The 18,749-nt window shown below is 62.7% G+C and carries 18 protein-coding genes; 13 read left to right on the top strand and 5 right to left on the bottom strand.

Annotated features, from left to right (window positions below):
* Positions 1 to 27: 27 nt before the first annotated feature.
* From ACF8MC_RS19940 to panM, 3 genes are read right to left on the bottom strand one after another with little or no spacing between them, the layout of a single operon-like run.
* Positions 28 to 2,043, bottom strand: coding sequence for a hypothetical protein (locus tag ACF8MC_RS19940; RefSeq protein ID WP_164105574.1), 2,016 nt, complete (start codon positions 2,041 to 2,043; stop codon positions 28 to 30).
* Between the two features lie 43 nt (positions 2,044 to 2,086).
* On the bottom strand, positions 2,087 to 3,304 hold the full coding sequence (locus ACF8MC_RS19935; RefSeq protein WP_164105560.1) for a DUF3142 domain-containing protein: 1,218 nt from the start codon (positions 3,302 to 3,304) through the stop codon (positions 2,087 to 2,089).
* Positions 3,301 to 3,693, bottom strand: coding sequence for an aspartate 1-decarboxylase autocleavage activator PanM (gene panM / locus ACF8MC_RS19930; protein WP_033655138.1), 393 nt, complete (start codon positions 3,691 to 3,693; stop codon positions 3,301 to 3,303). The genes ACF8MC_RS19935 and panM overlap by 4 nt, the downstream gene beginning before the upstream one ends.
* Before the next feature lie 405 nt (positions 3,694 to 4,098).
* Here panM and ACF8MC_RS19925 point away from each other — a divergent pair, with 405 nt between their 5' ends.
* The 12 genes from ACF8MC_RS19925 (at position 4,099) to ACF8MC_RS19870 (ending at position 16,386) form a co-directional block, all read left to right on the top strand.
* Positions 4,099 to 5,214, top strand: a complete 1,116-nt coding sequence (locus tag ACF8MC_RS19925) for a branched-chain amino acid ABC transporter substrate-binding protein (protein ID WP_164097856.1) — start codon at positions 4,099 to 4,101, stop codon at positions 5,212 to 5,214.
* 117 nt (positions 5,215 to 5,331) lie between these two features.
* The gene (gene livH / locus ACF8MC_RS19920; protein WP_015376290.1) at positions 5,332 to 6,258 is read left to right on the top strand and encodes a high-affinity branched-chain amino acid ABC transporter permease LivH; all 927 of its coding nucleotides are present in this window, start codon (positions 5,332 to 5,334) and stop codon (positions 6,256 to 6,258) included.
* Positions 6,255 to 7,538 carry a high-affinity branched-chain amino acid ABC transporter permease LivM gene (locus tag ACF8MC_RS19915; protein WP_033649658.1) on the top strand — a complete coding sequence of 428 codons (1,284 nt, stop codon included), beginning with the start codon at positions 6,255 to 6,257 and terminating at the stop codon, positions 7,536 to 7,538. The genes livH and ACF8MC_RS19915 overlap by 4 nt, the downstream gene beginning before the upstream one ends.
* Positions 7,535 to 8,305, top strand: a complete 771-nt coding sequence (livG, locus tag ACF8MC_RS19910; protein ID WP_033636686.1) for a high-affinity branched-chain amino acid ABC transporter ATP-binding protein LivG — start codon at positions 7,535 to 7,537, stop codon at positions 8,303 to 8,305. The genes ACF8MC_RS19915 and livG overlap by 4 nt, the downstream gene beginning before the upstream one ends.
* Before the next feature lies 1 nt (position 8,306).
* Positions 8,307 to 9,008 carry a high-affinity branched-chain amino acid ABC transporter ATP-binding protein LivF gene (livF, locus tag ACF8MC_RS19905; RefSeq protein ID WP_033649661.1) on the top strand — a complete coding sequence of 234 codons (702 nt, stop codon included), beginning with the start codon at positions 8,307 to 8,309 and terminating at the stop codon, positions 9,006 to 9,008.
* A 44-nt stretch (positions 9,009 to 9,052) separates the two neighbouring features.
* Positions 9,053 to 10,240 carry a PLP-dependent aminotransferase family protein gene (locus ACF8MC_RS19900; RefSeq protein ID WP_004934394.1) on the top strand — a complete coding sequence of 396 codons (1,188 nt, stop codon included), beginning with the start codon at positions 9,053 to 9,055 and terminating at the stop codon, positions 10,238 to 10,240.
* 188 nt (positions 10,241 to 10,428) lie between these two features.
* Positions 10,429 to 11,748, top strand: a complete 1,320-nt coding sequence (gene ugpB, locus ACF8MC_RS19895) for a sn-glycerol-3-phosphate ABC transporter substrate-binding protein UgpB (RefSeq protein ID WP_033636688.1) — start codon at positions 10,429 to 10,431, stop codon at positions 11,746 to 11,748.
* A 78-nt stretch (positions 11,749 to 11,826) separates the two neighbouring features.
* Positions 11,827 to 12,714 carry a sn-glycerol-3-phosphate ABC transporter permease UgpA gene (gene ugpA, locus ACF8MC_RS19890; RefSeq protein ID WP_015376293.1) on the top strand — a complete coding sequence of 296 codons (888 nt, stop codon included), beginning with the start codon at positions 11,827 to 11,829 and terminating at the stop codon, positions 12,712 to 12,714.
* Positions 12,711 to 13,556, top strand: coding sequence for a sn-glycerol-3-phosphate ABC transporter permease UgpE (gene ugpE, locus ACF8MC_RS19885; RefSeq protein ID WP_019455301.1), 846 nt, complete (start codon positions 12,711 to 12,713; stop codon positions 13,554 to 13,556). Before ugpA ends, ugpE begins: the two co-directional genes overlap by 4 nt.
* Before the next feature lie 5 nt (positions 13,557 to 13,561).
* Positions 13,562 to 14,632, top strand: coding sequence for a sn-glycerol-3-phosphate import ATP-binding protein UgpC (locus ACF8MC_RS19880; protein WP_060425126.1), 1,071 nt, complete (start codon positions 13,562 to 13,564; stop codon positions 14,630 to 14,632).
* Entirely contained in the window at positions 14,632 to 15,369 is a 738-nt protein-coding gene (gene ugpQ / locus ACF8MC_RS19875) for a glycerophosphodiester phosphodiesterase (RefSeq protein ID WP_060426715.1), read from the top strand. Before ACF8MC_RS19880 ends, ugpQ begins: the two co-directional genes overlap by 1 nt.
* Before the next feature lie 60 nt (positions 15,370 to 15,429).
* Positions 15,430 to 16,386, top strand: a complete 957-nt coding sequence (locus ACF8MC_RS19870; protein ID WP_049212052.1) for an AEC family transporter — start codon at positions 15,430 to 15,432, stop codon at positions 16,384 to 16,386.
* Here ACF8MC_RS19870 and ACF8MC_RS19865 read toward each other — a convergent pair.
* Positions 16,367 to 16,696 carry a hypothetical protein gene (locus ACF8MC_RS19865; protein WP_033649665.1) on the bottom strand — a complete coding sequence of 110 codons (330 nt, stop codon included), beginning with the start codon at positions 16,694 to 16,696 and terminating at the stop codon, positions 16,367 to 16,369. The two genes, ACF8MC_RS19870 and ACF8MC_RS19865, sit on opposite strands and share 20 nt — an antisense overlap.
* 151 nt (positions 16,697 to 16,847) lie before the next feature.
* On the opposite strand from ACF8MC_RS19865, the gene ACF8MC_RS19860 reads away from it, so the two are divergent.
* The gene (locus tag ACF8MC_RS19860) at positions 16,848 to 17,708 is read left to right on the top strand and encodes a carboxylate/amino acid/amine transporter (protein WP_033649666.1); all 861 of its coding nucleotides are present in this window, start codon (positions 16,848 to 16,850) and stop codon (positions 17,706 to 17,708) included.
* A 22-nt stretch (positions 17,709 to 17,730) separates the two neighbouring features.
* Here ACF8MC_RS19860 and metR read toward each other — a convergent pair whose 3' ends face one another.
* The gene (gene metR / locus ACF8MC_RS19855; RefSeq protein WP_033649667.1) at positions 17,731 to 18,675 is read right to left on the bottom strand and encodes an HTH-type transcriptional regulator MetR; all 945 of its coding nucleotides are present in this window, start codon (positions 18,673 to 18,675) and stop codon (positions 17,731 to 17,733) included.
* Positions 18,676 to 18,749 lie beyond the last annotated feature (74 nt).

Genomic DNA, 18,749 nt, shown 5'->3' with positions numbered 1-18,749 from the left:
GGGCTTTTTCATGCCTGAAATTCGGCGTTATGGCGCCACGGCGGTAAAGTCCGGCGCCGGGCAGTCGTAGCCGAATTTCGCCGCCCACGGGTAGCGAGTGCCGGTGTTGATGTAGCGTTGATAAAGCGCCCGGCCGGTCTTGGCGTCGCGCTTGATAACCCAGCTGGCGGCGTTACACAGCACGGCGGCATAGGCCTGGCTCTTCGGCGGCAGCAGATCGGCCGCCTGTTGCGCCAGCCCCACCGCCTGCCAGCGATAGTGCAGGAAACGGTTGTCCTGCGCCGGCAGCGCCGCCTTGGCGCGCGCCGCTTCTGCGCTGTCGATCCAGCTTTTATGCTTCAGCTCGCGAGTATCGAACGCATCCCCCAGATAGGAATAGCCGGCGCCATAGATGGCGTAATCCGGCGTCATCTCATAGCCGGTAAACTCCAGCCCCTGGGCGCGCAGCAGGTTGGCCGCACGATAGTAAGCCTGCGCGCGCGCCAGCGGCGCGGCGGATTTGTCCTTGGCGGCCTTCAGCTCATCGGCGTACTGCTGCGCCGCTTGCCGGTAGTTGGGGATATCGAAATAGGCCTGGGCTTCCGCGGCCCGCCCGGCGCGCATCAAGCGCCGCGCCAGCAGTTCGCGCAGCTGCACTTCCGGCGTGATTTGCTGGCCGCCACCGTAGTCGTCCGGGTTAACCGGCTTGAGCGGCGTCGTCGGCGCCGGGGCGTGCTTATCGACAAAGTCTTTCAACTCATCGACGGTCAGCACGCGCTCTGCCACATCGGCCACGTCGGCCCAGTAGATCGCCTTGCCGCGATACAGCAGGTCCATCGCCTGCAGATAGTCGCCGCGGTTCAGCGCCAGAATAGCCTGTTCGCCAGCCACCCGGCACTCGGGGACGATGGTTTCCGCGACGAAGTCGGCGTTGCGCTGTTCGCCCCAGCTTTCGTCGGCGGGGAACGCGCTTGCCGCCTTGGCGTAGGCGGCGGTGGCGGCTTTCACGTCGCCGTCGCGCAGCGCCATTTTGGCGCGCAGCCACCACGCCAGGCCGCCGTCGCCGGCGTTTTTCAGCAGGCTCGCCGCCATCGAGTACTGCCCGGAACGGTAGGCCAATGCCGCCAGCCGATCGCTGCCGGCGAAGCCGCTTTTCACCGTGCCGTCCAGCAGCGTCAGGATCTGGCTGATGATCTGGGCAGAGCGGCCGTTGCCGTCGGTATCCGCCATTTGCAGGTTGCCGCTGCGGGCGAACAGCTCAATGGTCACCAGCTGCTGGATCAAAGGATCGCCAATCACCTGCTTCAGCGTTTCCAGATGGTCGGGATTGACCAGGTAGCTGGAGACGTACTGCAGCGACTGCCCGCCGCTCGGATCGCCCTGCGCCGCCTGCTGTGCGTACAGGTGGGCAGCGGGGGCGACGTCACCCAGCCACAGGTGGATGCGCGCCTGCTGCCCGAGGCTGCTCAGCGCCAGCTGGTCGGGATCGGCGGCGCCGCTTTTCACCCGATCGATCACCTGCTGGAACGCCGCCAGCGCCTGTTCAAGTTCGGCTTTAGGCGGATGCTCGGCGGCGGGGGCCGCTTCACCCGATTCATTCACCGGCGTACCGTGGTCAGCCATCAACACCCGCCCAAGCGAATACTGCGCCCGCAGCCCCCAGTCGCCCTGTTCGGCGGCCGGGAGCTTCAGCACCTGCTGGAAATAGTCTGTGGCGCGCGGATCGTGGCTGGCGAAAGCGACGGCGCCCAGTTGATAAAGGCGTGCGGCGTTGGACAACCCCTGAGTATTGACGGCGTCAGCCTCTTCCACCGTTTTGGCGGCGCGCATTTTGCCGATCGCCACCGTTTCCGGTGACTGCGGCATCGGTTTCGGCGGCATCGGCGGCGGCGGGGCTTGCCAGTGCGGCAGCTGTTTATCCGCCGGCACCAGTCGGCCGGCTTCGAAGGCGAAATTGCCCTCCGGCATATACAGCAGGGTGCCGTTGCGGTCGATCAGTAGCCGGTTAGGGAAATCCGGGCCGCAGGCATAGCCGCTCAGCGGCAGCGCGGCGCCGATCAGCATGGCCAGCGGAAGAAGGCGGCGGGTGTTCCGTGCCGCGCGCGTATCAAGGTGTGACAAGGGTGCCTCCTGGCGTCAGTTGTTGGCAGCGCAGCCAGCCCAGCGGCCGGGATTGCCCGGCGCGCAGCTGATCGCCGCTGATGCGAATAAAGCGTTGCCGCTGCGGTGCGGATTCCAGCCGGTAGTTGCCGACCGCGTCCGCCGCCAGGCAGTCGTCGGCGCGGATGGCCACCTCTTGCGGCAGCGGGGCGTCCACCGGCCCGTTGTTATGAATTATCAGATCATACAGCCCGTTTTGCTGTGGCTGAGGCCTAAATTTTATCTGCCAGTCGACGTTCAGCGGCTGCCGTTCGATCACCGCTCGCAGCGTGGCGAGCGACCAGGTGCGCCGATCGTCCGCCAGCGGCAAGCGGAACCAGATAATGCCGCGCAGCCGGGGCGGCGTTTGCTGCGCCAGCGTCTGCAGAAAATCGGCGATCTGCTGCGGCGCGACCGTCAGCTCGCGGCCGTTGCCCGCCACGCGCAACGAGGACTCGCTCTCCACCTGCGCGCCCTGCGCATCAAACCCCAGCAGCGCCATGCCGTAGGCCGGCAGCGCGACGCGAAACGGCTTCGGTGTGACGGAGGCGTACTGCCGCACCCAGCGCAGCGCCAAGGAGCCGTCAAACAGCCCCTGCTGCGGCGAGAGCACCGCATGTACCTGCAGGACGGAGCTGTCGGCCTGTTGCAGTACGCCGGGCAGGTCGGGCGAGCCGATCCAGGCCGGCAGGGCGGTGATGCCGAGCTGCAAAGCGGCGGGCAGCCGTTGGCGCAGTTGCTGCAGAAAGCGTTGGTAGTCCGGCAGGCGGGCGGTGGCGGCGTCATGATCGATCTCGACGCCGGTGACGGGCAGCCCGGCCGCCTGCCAGCGCTGGGTGAGCGCCTGCAGGCGCTGGATAATGGCCTCTTGGTCCAGCTGCGGCAGCTGGCCGTCGAGGCGCGCCACCAGCCAGAGCGGGCGGCCGTCCTGCCGCAACAGGCTGAGATCGGCCGGGATCTCCCGCCAGCCCTCGCGCGGATGCACCTGCAGCGCCAGCACGCGCAGCCCACTGAACAGATCGCGGCTGTGTGCCAGCGCATCGGCGTGCTGCGGCGTCCAGACCCGCTGCCAGATATAAACCTGCTGATCCCAGCCTGAGGCCAGGCGCAGCGCCTGCTGGCGCCCGAGGAGCGCGGCCGCCAGCCCCAGCGCAATCAAGATCAGCGCCGCCAGCCGGCGTTTCATTTTTGCCAGAGATCGCCCTGCGGTGCGAAACCGCAGGCGCGCATGAAGTTATCGACTTCCCCGCGTTCGCGCGGCGCCAGGCCGGCGGTCGACAGCTGCCAGTGGGCGATCTGCGGCAGCTGACGCTGCGCATCCTGTACCAGGTAAAGACCGACGCCGCGGCGGCGCGTCACTTCGCGTACCAGCAGGTCCTGCAGCTCGGCGCGGTCGTCCTGCAGCGCGATTTTCACCGCCCCCAGCAGCCGCTCGTTGAAGCGGGCGGCGAACAGCGCCTTGCCGTCGCTCAGCCAGCTCTGCCACTGTTCCGGCTGCTGGTGCGGCCAAATTTTGCCGAGGTCGATAAGGTCTTGCGGGGACAGCGCGGTCAGGCGCTCGATGGTCAGTTTCATGCAGAATTTCCGCGCAGCTAAATGATGCCGACAGTGTAATAGATCTTGTGCAGAGCGTTGTGTAAGTTTTTCTGTACGATTACTGTGCAATATGTTTTTTGCACGGGGCATTTTCCGAGTAAATAGTTAGTAAACGGATTGTTAACCAGCACAACGCACTACGCCTCAAGGTAAAGAGCGCAGATTTAATTCGAATTTTATCCTGTTTACACCGCTTGTTTCTGCCTGATGAAGTTGATTTGCAGAAGAAAATTCCTGTTTAATGGCATGAAAAATAAAGTCTTATTAGAAAATAATGCCGACAAAGCGCCTAAATCATTATTACTTATAACAAAAGCGGTCAATAACGATCCGGTGCAGGCAAACACAACAGGTACGTTCACAACGACAGATGGGGATTTGCGGATGAAATTAACAACAGGTAAGGCACTGCTGGCGGGTTGTATTGCGATGGCCATGAGCCAGGCGGCTATGGCGAAAGACATCAAGGTGGCGATCGTCGGGGCGATGTCCGGCCCGGTCGCGCAGTATGGCGACATGGAGTTTACCGGCGCGCGCCAGGCGATTGCCGACATCAACGCCAAGGGCGGCATCAAGGGCGACAAGCTGGTCGGTGTGGAATACGACGACGCCTGCGACCCGAAACAGGCGGTTGCGGTCGCCAACAAGGTGATCAACGACGGCATTCGCTACGTGATCGGCCACCTGTGCTCCTCGTCCACCCAGCCGGCGTCCGATATTTATGAAGACGAAGGCGTGATCATGATTACCCCGGCGGCCACCAACGCCGATCTGACCACCCGCGGCTACAAGATGATCATGCGCACCACCGGCCTGGACTCGGATCAGGGCCCGACCGCTGCCAAATACATCCTCAGCGACATCAAGCCGAAGCGCATCGCCGTGGTGCACGACAAGCAGCAATATGGCGAAGGCCTGGCGCGCTCGGTGCGCGACAGCCTGAAAAAACAGGGCACCGAAGTGGCGATGTTCGAAGGCATCACCGCCGGCGACAAAGACTTCTCCACCCTGGTGGCGCGCCTGAAGAAAGAGAATATCGACTTCGTGTATTTCGGCGGTTACTACCCGGAAATGGGCCAGATCCTGCGTCAGGCCAAGCAGGCCGGGTTGACCACCCGCTTCATGGGGCCGGAAGGCGTGGGCAACTCCTCGCTGTCCAACATCGCCGGGGCCGCTTCGGAAGGCATGCTGGTGACGCTGCCGAAGCGCTACGATCAGGTGCCTGCCAACCAGCCGATCGTCGATGCGTTGAAAGCCAAGAAGCTGGATCCGACCGGCCCGTTCGTCTGGACCACCTATGCCGCGCTGCAGTCGCTGACCACCGGCATGGAGCGCAGCGGAAGCCAGGAGCCGGCGGACATCGTCAAGGATCTGAAAACCGGCAAGCCGGTGGATACCGTGATGGGGCCGCTGAGCTGGGATGACAAGGGCGATCTGAAAGGCTTCGAGTTCGGCGTGTTCGAATGGCATGCCAACGGCACGTCCACACCGATCAAATAAGCCATAATGATTAGGGTGGGGCGCGGCTCGCTGCGCCCGGCGGGTCGGCTTGCCGGCCCCGTCTCCCTTTACCCGCCGGTTCTCCGCCGGCGGGTTTCGCAGCCAAGGGTTCAGAGTATGTCAGAGCAGCTCCTCTATTTTCTGCAGCAGATGTTCAACGGCTTAACGTTGGGCAGCACCTATGCATTGATCGCCATCGGTTACACCATGGTTTACGGCATCATCGGCATGATCAACTTCGCCCACGGCGAGGTGTACATGATCGGCAGCTATGTCTCCTTTATCGTTATCGCCGCCCTGATGATGCTCGGCATCGACGTCGGCTGGTTGCTGATCGGCGCCGCGTTTCTGGTCTCGATCGTCATCGCCAGCGCCTACGGCTGGAGCATCGAGCGGGTGGCCTACAAGCCGGTGCGCAACTCCAAGCGCCTGATTGCGCTGATCTCGGCCATCGGCATGTCGATATTCCTGCAAAACTACGTCAGCCTGACGCAGGGCTCACGCGATCTGGCGCTGCCCAGCCTGGTGACCGGCCAGTGGGTGCTGGGGGAAAGCAACGGCTTCGCCGCCACCATCAGCACCATGCAGCTGACCATCTGGCTCGTGACCTTCCTGGCGATGCTGGCGCTGACGCTGTTTATCCGTTATTCGCGCATGGGCCGCGCCTGCCGCGCCTGTGCGGAAGACCTGAAGATGGCCAGCCTGCTGGGCATCAACACTGACCGGGTGATCTCGCTGACCTTCGTCATCGGGGCGGTGATGGCGGCGGTGGCCGGGGTGTTGCTCGGCCAGTTCTACGGCGTCATCAACCCTTACATCGGCTTTATGGCCGGCATGAAAGCCTTCACCGCCGCGGTCCTGGGCGGAATCGGCAGCATTCCCGGCGCGATGATCGGCGGCCTGGTGCTGGGCGTGGCGGAAGCGCTGACCTCCGCCTATCTCAGCACCGAATACAAAGACGTGGTGTCGTTCGCGTTGCTGATCGTGGTGCTGCTGATCATGCCGACCGGCATCCTCGGGCGTCCGGAGGTTGAGAAAGTATGAAACTCAATCTGCTCAATGCGCTGATCGCCACGGCGGTGCTGTTCGTGATGGCGTCGTTCCTGATGGGCATGCAGCTTAGCCTGGACGGCACCAAGCTGGTGGTGCACGGCGCGGCGGAAGTGCGCTGGATGTGGATCGGCATCGGCTGCGTCATCGTCTTTTTCTTCCAGCTGTTGCGCCCGCTGCTGCAGCAGGGATTGAAAAAAGTCTCCGGCCCGGCGTTCGTGCTGCCGAGCTTCGACGGCACCACGCCGCGGCAAAAGCTGCTGGCGGCTCTGCTCATCGTCGCGGCGGTCGCCTGGCCGTTCCTGGTATCGCGCGGCACGGTGGATATCGCCACCCTGACGCTGATCTACGTGATGCTGGGCCTCGGCCTCAACGTGGTGGTGGGCTTGTCCGGCTTGCTGGTGCTCGGCTACGGTGGTTTCTACGCCATCGGCGCTTACACCTACGCGCTGCTGAATCACTATTACGGCCTCGGCTTCTGGGAGAGCCTGCCGCTGGCGGGCATCGTCACCGCCGCCTTCGGCTTCCTGCTCGGTTTCCCGGTGCTGCGGCTGCGCGGCGACTATCTGGCGATCGTGACGCTCGGCTTCGGTGAGATCGTGCGCATCCTGCTACTGAACAATACCGAGATCACCGGCGGGCCGAACGGCATCAGCCAGATCCCGAAACCGACCTTTTTCGGCCTGGAGTTCAACCGCAGCGTGCGCGACGGCGGTTGGGATACCTTCCATAACTTCTTCGGCCTGAAATACGATCCGAGCGATCGCATCATATTCCTGTATCTGGTGGCGCTGCTGCTGGTGGTGCTGACGCTGTTCGTCATCAACCGCCTGCTGCGCATGCCGCTGGGGCGCGCCTGGGAAGCGCTGCGCGAAGACGAGATCGCCTGCCGCTCGCTGGGCCTCAGCCCGACGCGCATCAAGCTGACCGCCTTTACCATCAGCGCCGCTTTCGCCGGGTTTGCCGGCACGCTGTTCGCCGCGCGCCAGGGCTTCGTCAGCCCGGAATCTTTCACCTTCGTCGAATCGGCCTTCGTGTTGGCGATCGTCGTACTGGGGGGCATGGGCTCGCAGTTCGCGGTCATTCTGGCGGCGATCCTGCTGGTGGTGTCGCGCGAACTGATGCGCGATCTGAATGAATACAGCATGTTGCTGCTGGGTGCGCTGATGGTGTTGATGATGATTTGGCGGCCGCAGGGGCTGCTGCCGATGAAACGGCCGCAGCTGAAGCTGCAGGCGGCGGACATTCAGGCGGGCAAGGGGGAGCAGGCATGAGCGTTCAACCTTTACTGCAGGTGGAAGGCCTGTCGATGCGTTTCGGCGGGCTGCTGGCGGTCAACAACGTGGCGTTGACGCTGAACGAAGGCGAAATCGTGTCGCTGATCGGCCCCAACGGCGCCGGTAAGACCACGGTGTTCAACTGCCTGACCGGTTTTTACCGCCCGACCGGCGGCACCATCAAATTGCGCGATCGCCACCTGGAAGGGCTGGCGGGGCAGGCCATCGCCCGCATGGGCGTGGTGCGCACCTTCCAGCACGTGCGGCTGTTCCGTGAAATGACGGTGATCGAGAACCTGCTGGTGGCGCAGCATCAGCACCTGAAAAGCGGCGTGTTTGCCGGGTTGCTGAAAACCCCGGCCTTCCGCCGCGCCGAAGCCGAGGCGCTGACGCACGCGGCGGAGTGGCTGGAGCGCGTCGGCCTGCTGGAGATGGCCAACCGTTCGGCGGGCAACCTGGCCTACGGGCAGCAGCGGCGGCTGGAGATCGCCCGCTGCATGGTGACCCGGCCGGAGCTGCTGATGCTGGACGAACCGGCCGCCGGCCTCAACCCGAAAGAGACCGACGAACTGGATCACCTGATCGTCGAGCTGCGCGATCGGCATAAAGTATCGGTGCTGCTGATCGAGCACGACATGAAGCTGGTGATGGGCATCTCCGACCGCATTTATGTGGTGAATCAGGGCACGCCGCTGGCGCAGGGCACACCGGCGGAGATCCGCAACAACCCGGACGTGATCCGGGCTTATTTGGGCGAAGAATAATATGTTGTCATTCAATCAGGTATCCGCCCATTACGGCAAAATTCAGGCGCTGCATCAGGTCAGTCTCACGATAAGCCAGGGCGAAATCGTGACGTTAATCGGCGCCAACGGCGCCGGTAAAACCACGCTGCTCGGCACTCTGTGCGGTGAGCCGCGCGCCAGCGAAGGCAGCATCGTCTTTCAGGATCAGGACATCACCCAGTGGCAAACCTCGCGCATCATGCGCGAAGCGGTGGCGATCGTGCCGGAAGGGCGGCGCGTCTTCTCGCGCATGACGGTGGAAGAAAACCTGGCGATGGGCGGCTTCTTCGCCGATCGCCGGCAGTATCAACAGCGCATCGAACGGGTGTTCACTCTGTTCCCGCGCCTGCTGGAGCGCCGAAGCCAGCGCGCCGGCACCATGTCCGGCGGCGAACAGCAGATGTTGGCCATCGGCCGCGCGCTGATGAGCCAGCCGAAGCTGCTGCTGCTCGACGAGCCCTCGCTCGGGCTGGCACCGATCATCATCCAGCAGATCTTCGACATCATTCAGCAGCTGCGGGAAGAGGGCATGACCATCTTCCTGGTGGAGCAAAACGCCAATCAGGCGCTGAAATTGGCGGACCGCGGTTATGTGCTGGAAAACGGCCGCGTGGTGTTGGAAGATACGGGGGCTGCATTGTTAGCCAACGAAGCAGTGAGGTCGGCGTATCTGGGCGGTTAATCCGCCCCCCTACGAATTAAAATAATCAGGTACGAGAAGAAGAAATGAAGACAGAAGGGTTACTCGCGCAGCGCATCGTTAACGTAAAAAGTTCGGCCATCCGTGAATTGCTTAAACACAGCAAGATGGAACACGTCATTTCGCTGGCGGGCGGCATCCCCTCTGATGCGCTGTTCGATTTCGAAGGATTGAGCATCGCCACCCAGCAGGCGATCACCGAACAGCCGAAAAGCGCGTTCCAGTATGGCCTGACCGAGGGCAGCCCGCTGCTGCGTGAGCGCATTTGCGCGCTGTGCGCCGAGCGCGGCGTCACCGCGCGCGCGGAAGAGGTGATGGTCACCGCCGGCTCGCAGCAGGCATTGGATTTGGTGATGCGCGCCATCGTCAACCCCGGCGACGTGTTCGTGGTGGAGCGCCCGACCTACCTGGCGGCGCTGCAAACGCTGGAACTGGCGGAAGCCAACATCATGTCGGTCTCGTCAGACAGCGACGGTATGGTGGTGGAAGAGCTGGCCGAGCTGCTGAAAACCCAGCGCATCAAGGGCGTGTACGTGGTGCCGAACTTCGGCAACCCCAGCGGCATCACCCTGAGCGCCGCGCGCCGCGAACTGCTGGTGAAACTGGCCGCCGAACATAACTTCCTGATCATCGAAGACGATCCGTACGGCGAGCTGCGTTTCACCGAAGAGCGCCACCCGACGCTGCATCAGGTGTCGCAGCGGGTGCTGGGCAACACCGACCACATCATTTATACCTCGACCTTCTCCAAGATCCTGGCGCCGGGTCTGCGGTTGGGCTGGGCGATCCTGCCGCCGTTCCTGCTGCATAAAGTGGCGATCATCAAGCAGGCGGCGGATCTGCACGCCAGCGCGCTGTCGCAGAGCATCGTCGAATGCTACCTCGGCCTGGATCGCCTGCCGGCGCAGATCGACAAGATCCGCGCCGCCTACAAACAGAAGGGCGAGATCCTGGCCGGATTGGTGGAGCAGGAGCTGGGCGACTACATCACCTTCGATAAGCCGAAGGGCGGCATGTTCCTGTGGGCGCGTTTCCGCCAGCCGTTCAACGCCACCGAATGGCTGAATACCACGCTGCAGCAGGGCGTGGTGTTCGTGCCGGGGGAATACTTCTTCTCCGACAACCCGGATCGTTCGACCTTCCGCCTGTCGTTCGCCACCGCCACCGAGCAACAAATGCAGGAAGCGGTGGCGCGCCTGCGCCGTTCGCTGTAATCCCCGCGGCGGCGGAGCCCATGCCCGCCGCCGACATCAAACTGCCATCTTCACTTCACTCTCCTGTCACATGGCTGTCACTTTTTAGTTATTTTTCTGTCATCCGCGCATGGCATGTTAGCTTCCGAACAAAAAACTGATTCTTTTCGCTCACGCGCTTTTACACCAGCTTTTTTCAGGAGTTAGGCATGCTCACCTACGCTATTCGCAAAACCACGCTGTGCGTCGCATTGACCCTGGCGGTCAGCACTCAGGCGCTGGCGGCGACCGAGATCCCGTTCTGGCATTCGATGGAAGGCGAACTGGGTAAGGAAGTGGACTCCCTGGCGGATCGCTTCAACCAGTCGCACAGCGACGTCAAGATTGTGCCGGTTTACAAAGGCAACTACGAACAGAGCCTGGCGGCGGGCATCGCCGCTTACCGCTCCGGCAAGGCGCCGGCGATCCTGCAGGTTTACGAGGTGGGCACCGCCACCATGATGGCCAGCAAGGCCATCAAACCGGTCTACGAAGTGTTTAAAGAGGCCGGCATCAACTTCGACGAGTCGGTGTTCGTGCCGACGGTAGCCGGCTATTACACCGACAACAAGAGCGGCCATCTGCTGTCGCAGCCGTTCAACAGCTCCACGCCGGTGCTGTACTACAATAAAGACGCCTTCAAGAAGGCCGGTCTGAACCCGGATCAGCCGCCGAAAACCTGGCAAGAGCTGGCGGCGGATACCGCCAAACTGCGTGAGGCCGGCATGAAGTGCGGCTACGCCAGCGGCTGGCAGGGCTGGATCCAGCTGGAGAACTTCAGCGCCTGGCACGGCGTGCCGTTCGCCAGCGAAAACAACGGTTTCGGCGGCACCAACGCCAAGCTGGAGTTCAACAAGCCGCTGCAGGTCAAGCATATCGCGCTGCTCGAAGCGATGAACAAGAAGGGGGATTTCACCTACTTCGGCCGCAAAGACGAATCCACCGAGAAGTTTTATAACGGCGACTGCGCCATCACCACCGCGTCATCCGGTTCGCTGGCGGACATCAAGCACTACGCCAAATTCAACTACGGCGTCGGCATGATGCCGTACGACGCCGACGCGAAAAACGCGCCGCAGAACGCCATCATCGGCGGGGCCAGCCTGTGGGTGATGAACGGTAAAGACGCCGCCACCTACAAGGGCGTGGCCGAGTTCCTGCAGTACCTGGCGCAGCCGGAAATCGCCGCCGAATGGCACCAGAAGACCGGCTATCTGCCGATCACCACCGCGGCTTACGATCTGACCAAGCAGCAGGGCTTCTACGACAAGAACCCGGGGGCCGACGTCGCCACTCGCCAGATGCTGAACAAGCCGCCGTTGCCGTTCACCAAGGGCCTACGCCTCGGCAACATGCCGCAGATCCGCAGCGTGGTGGATGAGGAGCTGGAAGGCGTATGGACCGGCAAGAAAACGCCTCAGCAGGCGTTGGACGCCGCCGTGCAGCGCGGTGATGTATTGCTGCGCCGTTTCGAAGCATCAACCAAGTAACCCTGCGTCGCGGGCCCGTCCGATCGGGCTCGCGTCTTCACGCCGATCCTTCCGTACCCGATTAATGGTTTAACTGCTATGTCATCTTCCCGTCCCGGTTTCGGCTGCAGCTGGTTGCCCTATGCGTTGGTGCTGCCGCAGCTGCTGATTACCGCCGTCTTCTTTTTATGGCCCGCCGGCGAGGCGCTGTGGTATTCGGTGCAGAGCCTCGATCCGTTCGGCCTGTCCAGCCAGTTTGTTGGGCTGGATAACTTTAAGCAGCTGTTTCAGGATCCTTACTACCTCGACTCGTTCTACACCACGCTGATCTTCAGCTTCCTGGTGGCGGGCATCGGGCTGGCGGTTTCGCTGTTCTTCGCCGCGCTGGTGGACTACGTGCTGCGCGGCAGCCGGCTCTATCGCACGCTGATGATCCTGCCCTATGCGGTGGCGCCGGCGGTGGCGGCGGTGCTGTGGATCTTTCTGTTCAACCCCGGCCTGGGGTTGATCACCCATTTCCTCAACGGGCTGGGCTATAACTGGAACCATGCGCAAAACAGCGGCCAGGCGATGTTCCTGGTGGTGCTGGCCTCGGTATGGCAGCAGATAAGCTATAACTTCCTGTTTTTCCTCGCGGCGCTGCAGTCGATCCCGCGCTCGCTGGTGGAGGCGGCGGCCATCGACGGCGCCGGCCCGGTGCGGCGTTTCTTCCATCTGGTGCTGCCGCTGATCGCGCCGGTGAGCTTCTTCCTGCTGGTGGTCAATCTGGTGTACGCCTTCTTCGATACCTTCCCGGTGATCGACGCCGCCACCGGCGGCGGGCCGGTGCAGTCCACCACCACGTTGATCTACAAGATCTACCGCGAAGGCTTCGCCGGATTGGATCTCTCCAGCTCTGCCGCGCAGTCGGTGATCCTGATGCTGCTGGTGATCGGCCTGACGGTGATCCAGTTCCGCTTCGTTGAACGTAAGGTGCGCTATCAATGATTGAGAATCGACGCGGGCTGGATATCTTCAGCCATGTGATGCTGATTATCGGCGTGCTGGTGGTGCTGTTCCCGCTGTACGTGGCCTTTGTCGCCGCCACGCTGGACGACAAGCAGGTGTTTCAGGTGCCGATGACGCTGGTGCCCGGCGGCCACCTGTGGGAAAACATCCGCAATATCTGGCAGGGCGGCGTGGGCAACCTCAAGGTGCCGTTCTCGCTGCTGCTGCTGAACAGCGTGATCATGGCGCTGGCGATCACCTTCGGCAAGATCGCGGTGTCGGTGCTGTCGGCTTACGCCATCGTGTACTTCCGCTTCCCGCTGCGCAGCCTGTTCTTCTGGCTGATTTTCCTCACCCTGATGCTGCCGGTGGAGGTGCGTATCTTCCCGACGGTGGAGGTGATCTCCAACCTCAACCTGCTGGACAGCTACACCGGCCTGACGCTGCCGCTGATGGCCTCGGCCACCGCGACCTTCCTGCTGCGCCAGTTCTTCATGACGCTGCCGGATGAGCTGCTGGAGGCGGCGCGCATCGACGGCGCCGGGCCGATGCGTTTCTTCTGGGACATCGTGCTGCCGCTGTCGAAAACCAATCTGGCGGCGCTGTTCGTCATCACCTTTATCTACGGCTGGAACCAATACCTGTGGCCGATCCTGATCACCAGCGACGCCTCGATGGGCACCGCGGTGGCGGGCATCAAGAGCATGATCTCCACCTCCGGCGCGCCGACCCAGTGGAACCAGGTGATGGCGGCGATGATTCTGACTTTATTGCCACCGCTGGCGGTGGTGCTTCTGATGCAGCGCTGGTTTGTGCGCGGTCTGGTTGATAGCGAGAAATAACGACGATGGCAGGATTAAAACTACAGGCGGTCACCAAGTCTTACGACGGTAAAACGCCGGTGATCAAACAGATCGACCTCGACGTGGCGGACGGCGAATTCATCGTGATGGTCGGCCCGTCCGGCTGCGGCAAATCCACGCTGCTGCGGATGGTGGCCGGGCTGGAACGCACCACCAGCGGCGATATCTATATCGATACCCGACGCGTGACCGATCTGGAGCCCAAGGATCGCGGCATCGCGATGGTGTTCCAGAACTACGCGCTCTATCCGCACATGAGCGTGTACGACAACATGGCCTACGGCCTCAAGATCCGCGGTTTCGGCAAGGATCATATCCGCCAGCGGGTGGAAGAAGCGGCACGCATCCTGGAGCTGGAGCCGCTGCTCAAGCGCAAACCGCGCGAGCTTTCCGGCGGCCAGCGCCAGCGCGTGGCGATGGGGCGCGCCATCGTGCGCGAACCGGCGGTATTCCTGTTCGATGAGCCGCTGTCCAACCTGGATGCCAAGCTGCGGGTGCAGATGCGCCTGGAGCTGCAACAGCTGCATCGTCGTCTGAAAACCACCAGCCTGTACGTGACCCACGATCAGGTGGAGGCGATGACGTTGGCGCAGCGGGTGATCGTGATGAACAAGGGCGTGGCGGAGCAGATCGGCACCCCGAGCGAAGTGTACCAACGGCCGGCTTCGCTGTTCGTCGCCGGCTTTATCGGATCGCCGGCGATGAACCTGCTGCCAGGCACCCTGAGCGCCGACGGCGGCCAACTGCTACTGGCGGACGGCATGGCGCTGCCGTTGCCGGCGGCCAAACCGCAGTGGGCGGGGCGGCCGTTGACGTTGGGCATTCGGCCGGAGCATATTCAGTTGGTGGCGCAAGGCCAGGGCGTGCCGCTGCAGCTGCAGACGCTGGAGCTGCTGGGGGCCGATAATCTGGCGCACGGCCAGTGGGGCGGCCACGGGGTGATCGTGCGGCTATCGCATGAAACCTTGCCGGCGGCGGGCAGTACGCTATATTTGCAGCTGCCTGCTCAGGCGCTGCACTTCTTTGACACCGACAGCGGATTACGGATGGATTGATGACCAGACACTGGCCTTACCCTCATATTGTCGCCCACCGCGGCGGCGGTTCTCTGGCGCCGGAAAACACCCTGGCGGCGATCGACGTCGGCGCGCGCCACGGCCACAAGATGATCGAGTTCGACGCCAAGCTGGCGCAGGACGGGCAAATTTTCCTGCTGCACGACGACACGCTGGATCGCACCAGCAACGGCTGGGGCGTGGCGGGCGAGCTGCCGTGGGACAAACTGGTGCAGCTGGACGCCGGCAACTGGTACAGCTCGGCCTTCAAGGGCGAGCGGCTACCGCTGCTGTCGGAGGTGGCAGAACGCTGCCAGGAACACGGCCTGATGGCCAATATCGAGATCAAGCCGACCACCGGCAGCGACGATGAAACCGGCCGGGTGGTGGCGCTGGCGGCGCGGCTGCTGTGGCAAGGGCAGACCGATCCGCTGCTTTCTTCCTTCTCGGTGGACGCGCTGGCGGCGGCGCAGCGCACCGTGCCGGATTTGCCGCGCGGCCTGCTGCTGGAGGACTGGGACGACAACTGGCGCGAGCTGACCGAACGCCTGGATTGCGTCTCGCTGCATATCGATCACAAAGCGCTGACCGCCGAGCGGGTAAAAGCGTTGAAAGACGCCGGGCTGCGCATTCTGGTGTATACCGTCAACCAACCGGAACGCGCGCGCCTGCTGCTCGACTGGGGCGTTGACTGCATTTGCACCGACCGGATAGATTTAATCGGCCCGGATTTTTAATCCGGCGCCGATGAATCCCGCGACGACAAGCCTTGCCGCCGCACCACCGGAAGGAATGCGATGCCTGGCTTTATGATGTCACTGTGGCACCAGATCGTGCTGTCTTTACCGCTGTTTGTGCTGATCGCGTTGGGTTATGGGCTGATTCGCTGGGGGAAATGGCCTGCCGGCATCACCGATGGCCTGACGCGCTTCGTGTTTTCCCTCGCCTTGCCCGCCATGCTGTTTCGCATGATGTGCGACTTCTCGCAGCGCCCGGCGGTTGACGCCCGGCTGCTGATCGCGTTTTTCGGCAGTTGCCTGATCGTGTTCGTGCTCGGCCGTCTCGTCGCCCGGCACCTCTTTCGGCTGGATGGCGTCGCCGGATCGGTGTTTGCGCTGGGCGGCATTTTCTCCAATAACGTGATGCTCGGCTTGCCGATCGCCAGCGTGATGCTGGGGGAGGCGGCGATCCCGTCGGTGGCGCTGGTGCTGGTGTTCAACGGCCTGATCCTGTGGACGCTGGTGACGGTGTCGATCGAATGGGCGCGCAACGGCTCGCCGACGCTGAGCGGTTTCGTTAAAACCGCGCGCAGCGTGCTGACCAATCCGCTGATCGTCGGCATTCTGTCCGGCACCCTGTTCAGCCTGACCGGCCTGCCGCTGCCGGCCTTCGTCGATCGGCCGATCAGCATGCTCGGCCAGGTGGCGGCGCCGCTGTCGCTGGTGGTGCTCGGCATGGGGCTGGCGGAGTACCGCATCGGCGAAGGCTGGCGGCTGAGCAGCGCCATCTGCGTGCTGAAACTGCTGGTGCAGCCATTAGTGATTTGGCTGCTGGCCTGGATGATGGATCTGCCGCCGATGGAAACCCGCGTTGTGGTGCTGCTGGGCTCGATGGCGGTGGGGGTGAACGTCTACCTGATGTCGCGCCAGTTCAATACGCTCACCGGCCCGGCCGCCACCAGCCTGGTGATGTCCACCGTGCTGGCGGCGATCACTACGCCGCTGATCCTCACCGTTATGGGCGTGCGGGCGTAGCCGGCATCGGCGCCTGCGGCACCGCCGGCGCGGTGCGATTGAACGGATCGCGCGGCTGGTTGCCGTTGGGCAGCAGCTGCCCGCCGTTCGGCGTGGTTTGCAACAGCTGCTGCCGTTGATTGTCGAACTGCCGTTGCTGCTGCAGGCGGCGTTGATCCATCTGCCGATTGTTCAACAGGCGCTGTTGCTGAGCCTGTTGGCTGTTTTGGTTGAGCAACTGCTGCTGTGAGCGCAGGTCGGTTACGCCGTTGGCCGCCGCAGCCAAGCCGGGCAGCCACAGCAGAACAAACAGGATGTGAGAAGTTTTCATAATGGTTACCTCGCCTTTTTATTAAGCCTAACCCAACGGTGAAATTTTGCCGGTAGTTTGTCTTTTGTTCAGATGTAAACCGCCTTTTCGCCAACGCGGCGCGCATCTTCCGTTACAATCGCCCTTTCGGTCTTTTTAGGGTGAACCCATCGTGCTGCTTTTGGTTATAACCACCATCCTGTGGGCGTTTTCTTTCAGCCTGATTGGCGAGTACCTGGCGGGCCAGGTCGACAGCGGGTTCTCGGCGCTGGTGCGCATCGGGCTGGCGGCGTTGGTGTTCCTGCCGTTTCTGCGCTGGCGCAATATCAAGCCCAGGGTGATCCTGCTGTATATGCTGGTGGGCGCCTTCCAACTGGGCATCATGTACCTGTTCAGCTTCCGCGCCTATCTCTACCTGACGGTGCCCGAATTCCTGCTGTTCACCGTGCTGACGCCGCTGTACATCACCTTGATCTACGATTTGCTGAGCGGCCGGCGTCTGCGGTGGGGCTACGTATTCAGCGCGCTGCTGGCGGTGCTGGGCGCGGCGATCATCCGCTATCACCAGCTGAGCGAACACTTTTGGTGGGGGCTGCTGTTGGTGCAGGCGGCGAATATCAGCTTCGCCATCGGCATGGTCGGCTATAAGCGCCTGATGGAAGTGCACCCCTTGCCGCAGCACACCGCATTTTCCTGGTTCTACCTGGGGGCGGCGGTGGTGGCGGTGGTGGCCTGGTTCCTGTGGGGCAATCCGCAGCAGCTGCCGACCACCAATCTGCAGTGGGGCGTGTTGATCTGGCTGGGCGTGGTGGCGTCGGGGCTGGGCTACTTTATGTGGAACTATGGTGCGACGCAGGTGGATGCCGGCACGCTCGGCATCATGAACAACATGCATGTGCCGGCCGGTTTGTTGGTCAACCTGGCCATCTGGCAACAGCAGCCGCATTGGCCGAGCTTTATCATTGGCGGGGCGGTGATCGTCGCTTCGCTGTGGGTGCATCGCCGCTGGGTGGCGCCGAAACGGCTCGGCTAAGCGGGCGGGCCACCCGGCACGTTTATACGTCGGCCGTCAACGCTTTGGCGCCGGCAGCGCCAGGGCGCGCCGCGTCGCGCACAAACGGCAGATGATCGCAGGCGTGCTGGCGGGCCGAGCGGATAAAGGCTTCGGTCACCGCCTGGCGCTGTTCGCCGTCGCGCACGGCGGCGTACAAGCGGCTCCACAGGCCGTCACCCAGGGTTTTGGTCACTATCAGCCCCTGCTGTTCGAAACTTTCCACCACCCAGTGCGGCAGCGCCGCAATCCCCATCCGCGCCGATACCATCTGGATCAGCAGCAGCGTGTTATCGACGTTCTTCAACGCCGGGCTAACGCCCGCCGGCTGCAGAAAATGCCGCCAGATATCCAGCCGCTGGCGCTGCACCGGGTAAATCAACAGCGTTTCGTCACTCAAGTCTTCCGGCTCGATGTGCGGCTTGCCGGCCAGCGGATGATCCGGCGCCAGCACCAGGCGTACCTCGAAATCAAACATCGGTGAATAGTGCAGGCCGCTGCGCGGCAGAATATCCGACGTCATGACCAGATCCAGCTCGCCCTGTTGCAAGGCCGGCTGCGGATCGAAAGTCACGCCGGAAGTAAAGTCCATCACCACCTGCGGGAAACGCCGGCGGAAGTTGTCCAGCGCCGGCGTCAGCCACTGAATGCAGCTGTGGCATTCGATGGCGATGCGCAGCGTGGTCTGATGCGGCTCGTGGCAGGCCTGCAGCGCCTGTTGGATCTGCGGCAGCACCTGTTCTGCCAGCTGCAGCAGGATCTCGCCCTGGGCGGTGAAGCGCAGCGGCTGGCTCTTGCGTACGAACAGCTTGAAGCCCAGACGTTGCTCAAGATCGCTGAACTGGTGCGACAGGGCAGACTGCGTCTGATGAAGTTGGGCCGCCGCCCCCGCCAACGAACCGCTGTTGCGCAGGGCCTGCAGCGTCCGTAAATGTTTCAGTTCGATCATGAGAGTCCTTCACATTGACAGTGAATAAATTGCGCTTGTGGTTAATACAGTACCTGCTGATTATGGATGTGTAA

Origin of the sequence: Serratia sp. LACPHL-BACT-2024-00286, assembly GCF_043109535.1 — a bacterium.
GTDB classification, from domain to species: domain Bacteria; phylum Pseudomonadota; class Gammaproteobacteria; order Enterobacterales; family Enterobacteriaceae; genus Serratia; species Serratia sarumanii.
Note: the sequence above shows the minus strand (reverse complement) of the source record. Positions and strands in the feature narration are given on the sequence as shown.

Bases quoted from the DNA above. Each gene is read 5' to 3' on its own strand.
- ACF8MC_RS19940 (WP_164105574.1), bottom strand. From the start codon at position 2,043: ATGCTGATCGGCGCCGCGCTGCCGCTGAGCGGCTATGCCTGCGGCCCG.
- livG (WP_033636686.1), top strand. From the start codon at position 7,535: ATGAGCGTTCAACCTTTACTGCAGGTGGAAGGCCTGTCGATGCGTTTC.
- livH (WP_015376290.1), top strand. From the start codon at position 5,332: ATGTCAGAGCAGCTCCTCTATTTTCTGCAGCAGATGTTCAACGGCTTA.
- livF (WP_033649661.1), top strand. From the start codon at position 8,307: ATGTTGTCATTCAATCAGGTATCCGCCCATTACGGCAAAATTCAGGCG.
- ugpA (WP_015376293.1), top strand. From the start codon at position 11,827: ATGTCATCTTCCCGTCCCGGTTTCGGCTGCAGCTGGTTGCCCTATGCG.
- ACF8MC_RS19870 (WP_049212052.1), top strand. From the start codon at position 15,430: ATGCCTGGCTTTATGATGTCACTGTGGCACCAGATCGTGCTGTCTTTA.
- ACF8MC_RS19900 (WP_004934394.1), top strand. From the start codon at position 9,053: ATGAAGACAGAAGGGTTACTCGCGCAGCGCATCGTTAACGTAAAAAGT.
- ACF8MC_RS19865 (WP_033649665.1), bottom strand. From the start codon at position 16,696: ATGAAAACTTCTCACATCCTGTTTGTTCTGCTGTGGCTGCCCGGCTTG.
- ugpE (WP_019455301.1), top strand. From the start codon at position 12,711: ATGATTGAGAATCGACGCGGGCTGGATATCTTCAGCCATGTGATGCTG.
- ACF8MC_RS19880 (WP_060425126.1), top strand. From the start codon at position 13,562: ATGGCAGGATTAAAACTACAGGCGGTCACCAAGTCTTACGACGGTAAA.
- panM (WP_033655138.1), bottom strand. From the start codon at position 3,693: ATGAAACTGACCATCGAGCGCCTGACCGCGCTGTCCCCGCAAGACCTT.
- ugpQ (WP_060426715.1), top strand. From the start codon at position 14,632: ATGACCAGACACTGGCCTTACCCTCATATTGTCGCCCACCGCGGCGGC.
- ugpB (WP_033636688.1), top strand. From the start codon at position 10,429: ATGCTCACCTACGCTATTCGCAAAACCACGCTGTGCGTCGCATTGACC.
- ACF8MC_RS19925 (WP_164097856.1), top strand. From the start codon at position 4,099: ATGAAATTAACAACAGGTAAGGCACTGCTGGCGGGTTGTATTGCGATG.
- ACF8MC_RS19935 (WP_164105560.1), bottom strand. From the start codon at position 3,304: ATGAAACGCCGGCTGGCGGCGCTGATCTTGATTGCGCTGGGGCTGGCG.
- ACF8MC_RS19915 (WP_033649658.1), top strand. From the start codon at position 6,255: ATGAAACTCAATCTGCTCAATGCGCTGATCGCCACGGCGGTGCTGTTC.
- metR (WP_033649667.1), bottom strand. From the start codon at position 18,675: ATGATCGAACTGAAACATTTACGGACGCTGCAGGCCCTGCGCAACAGC.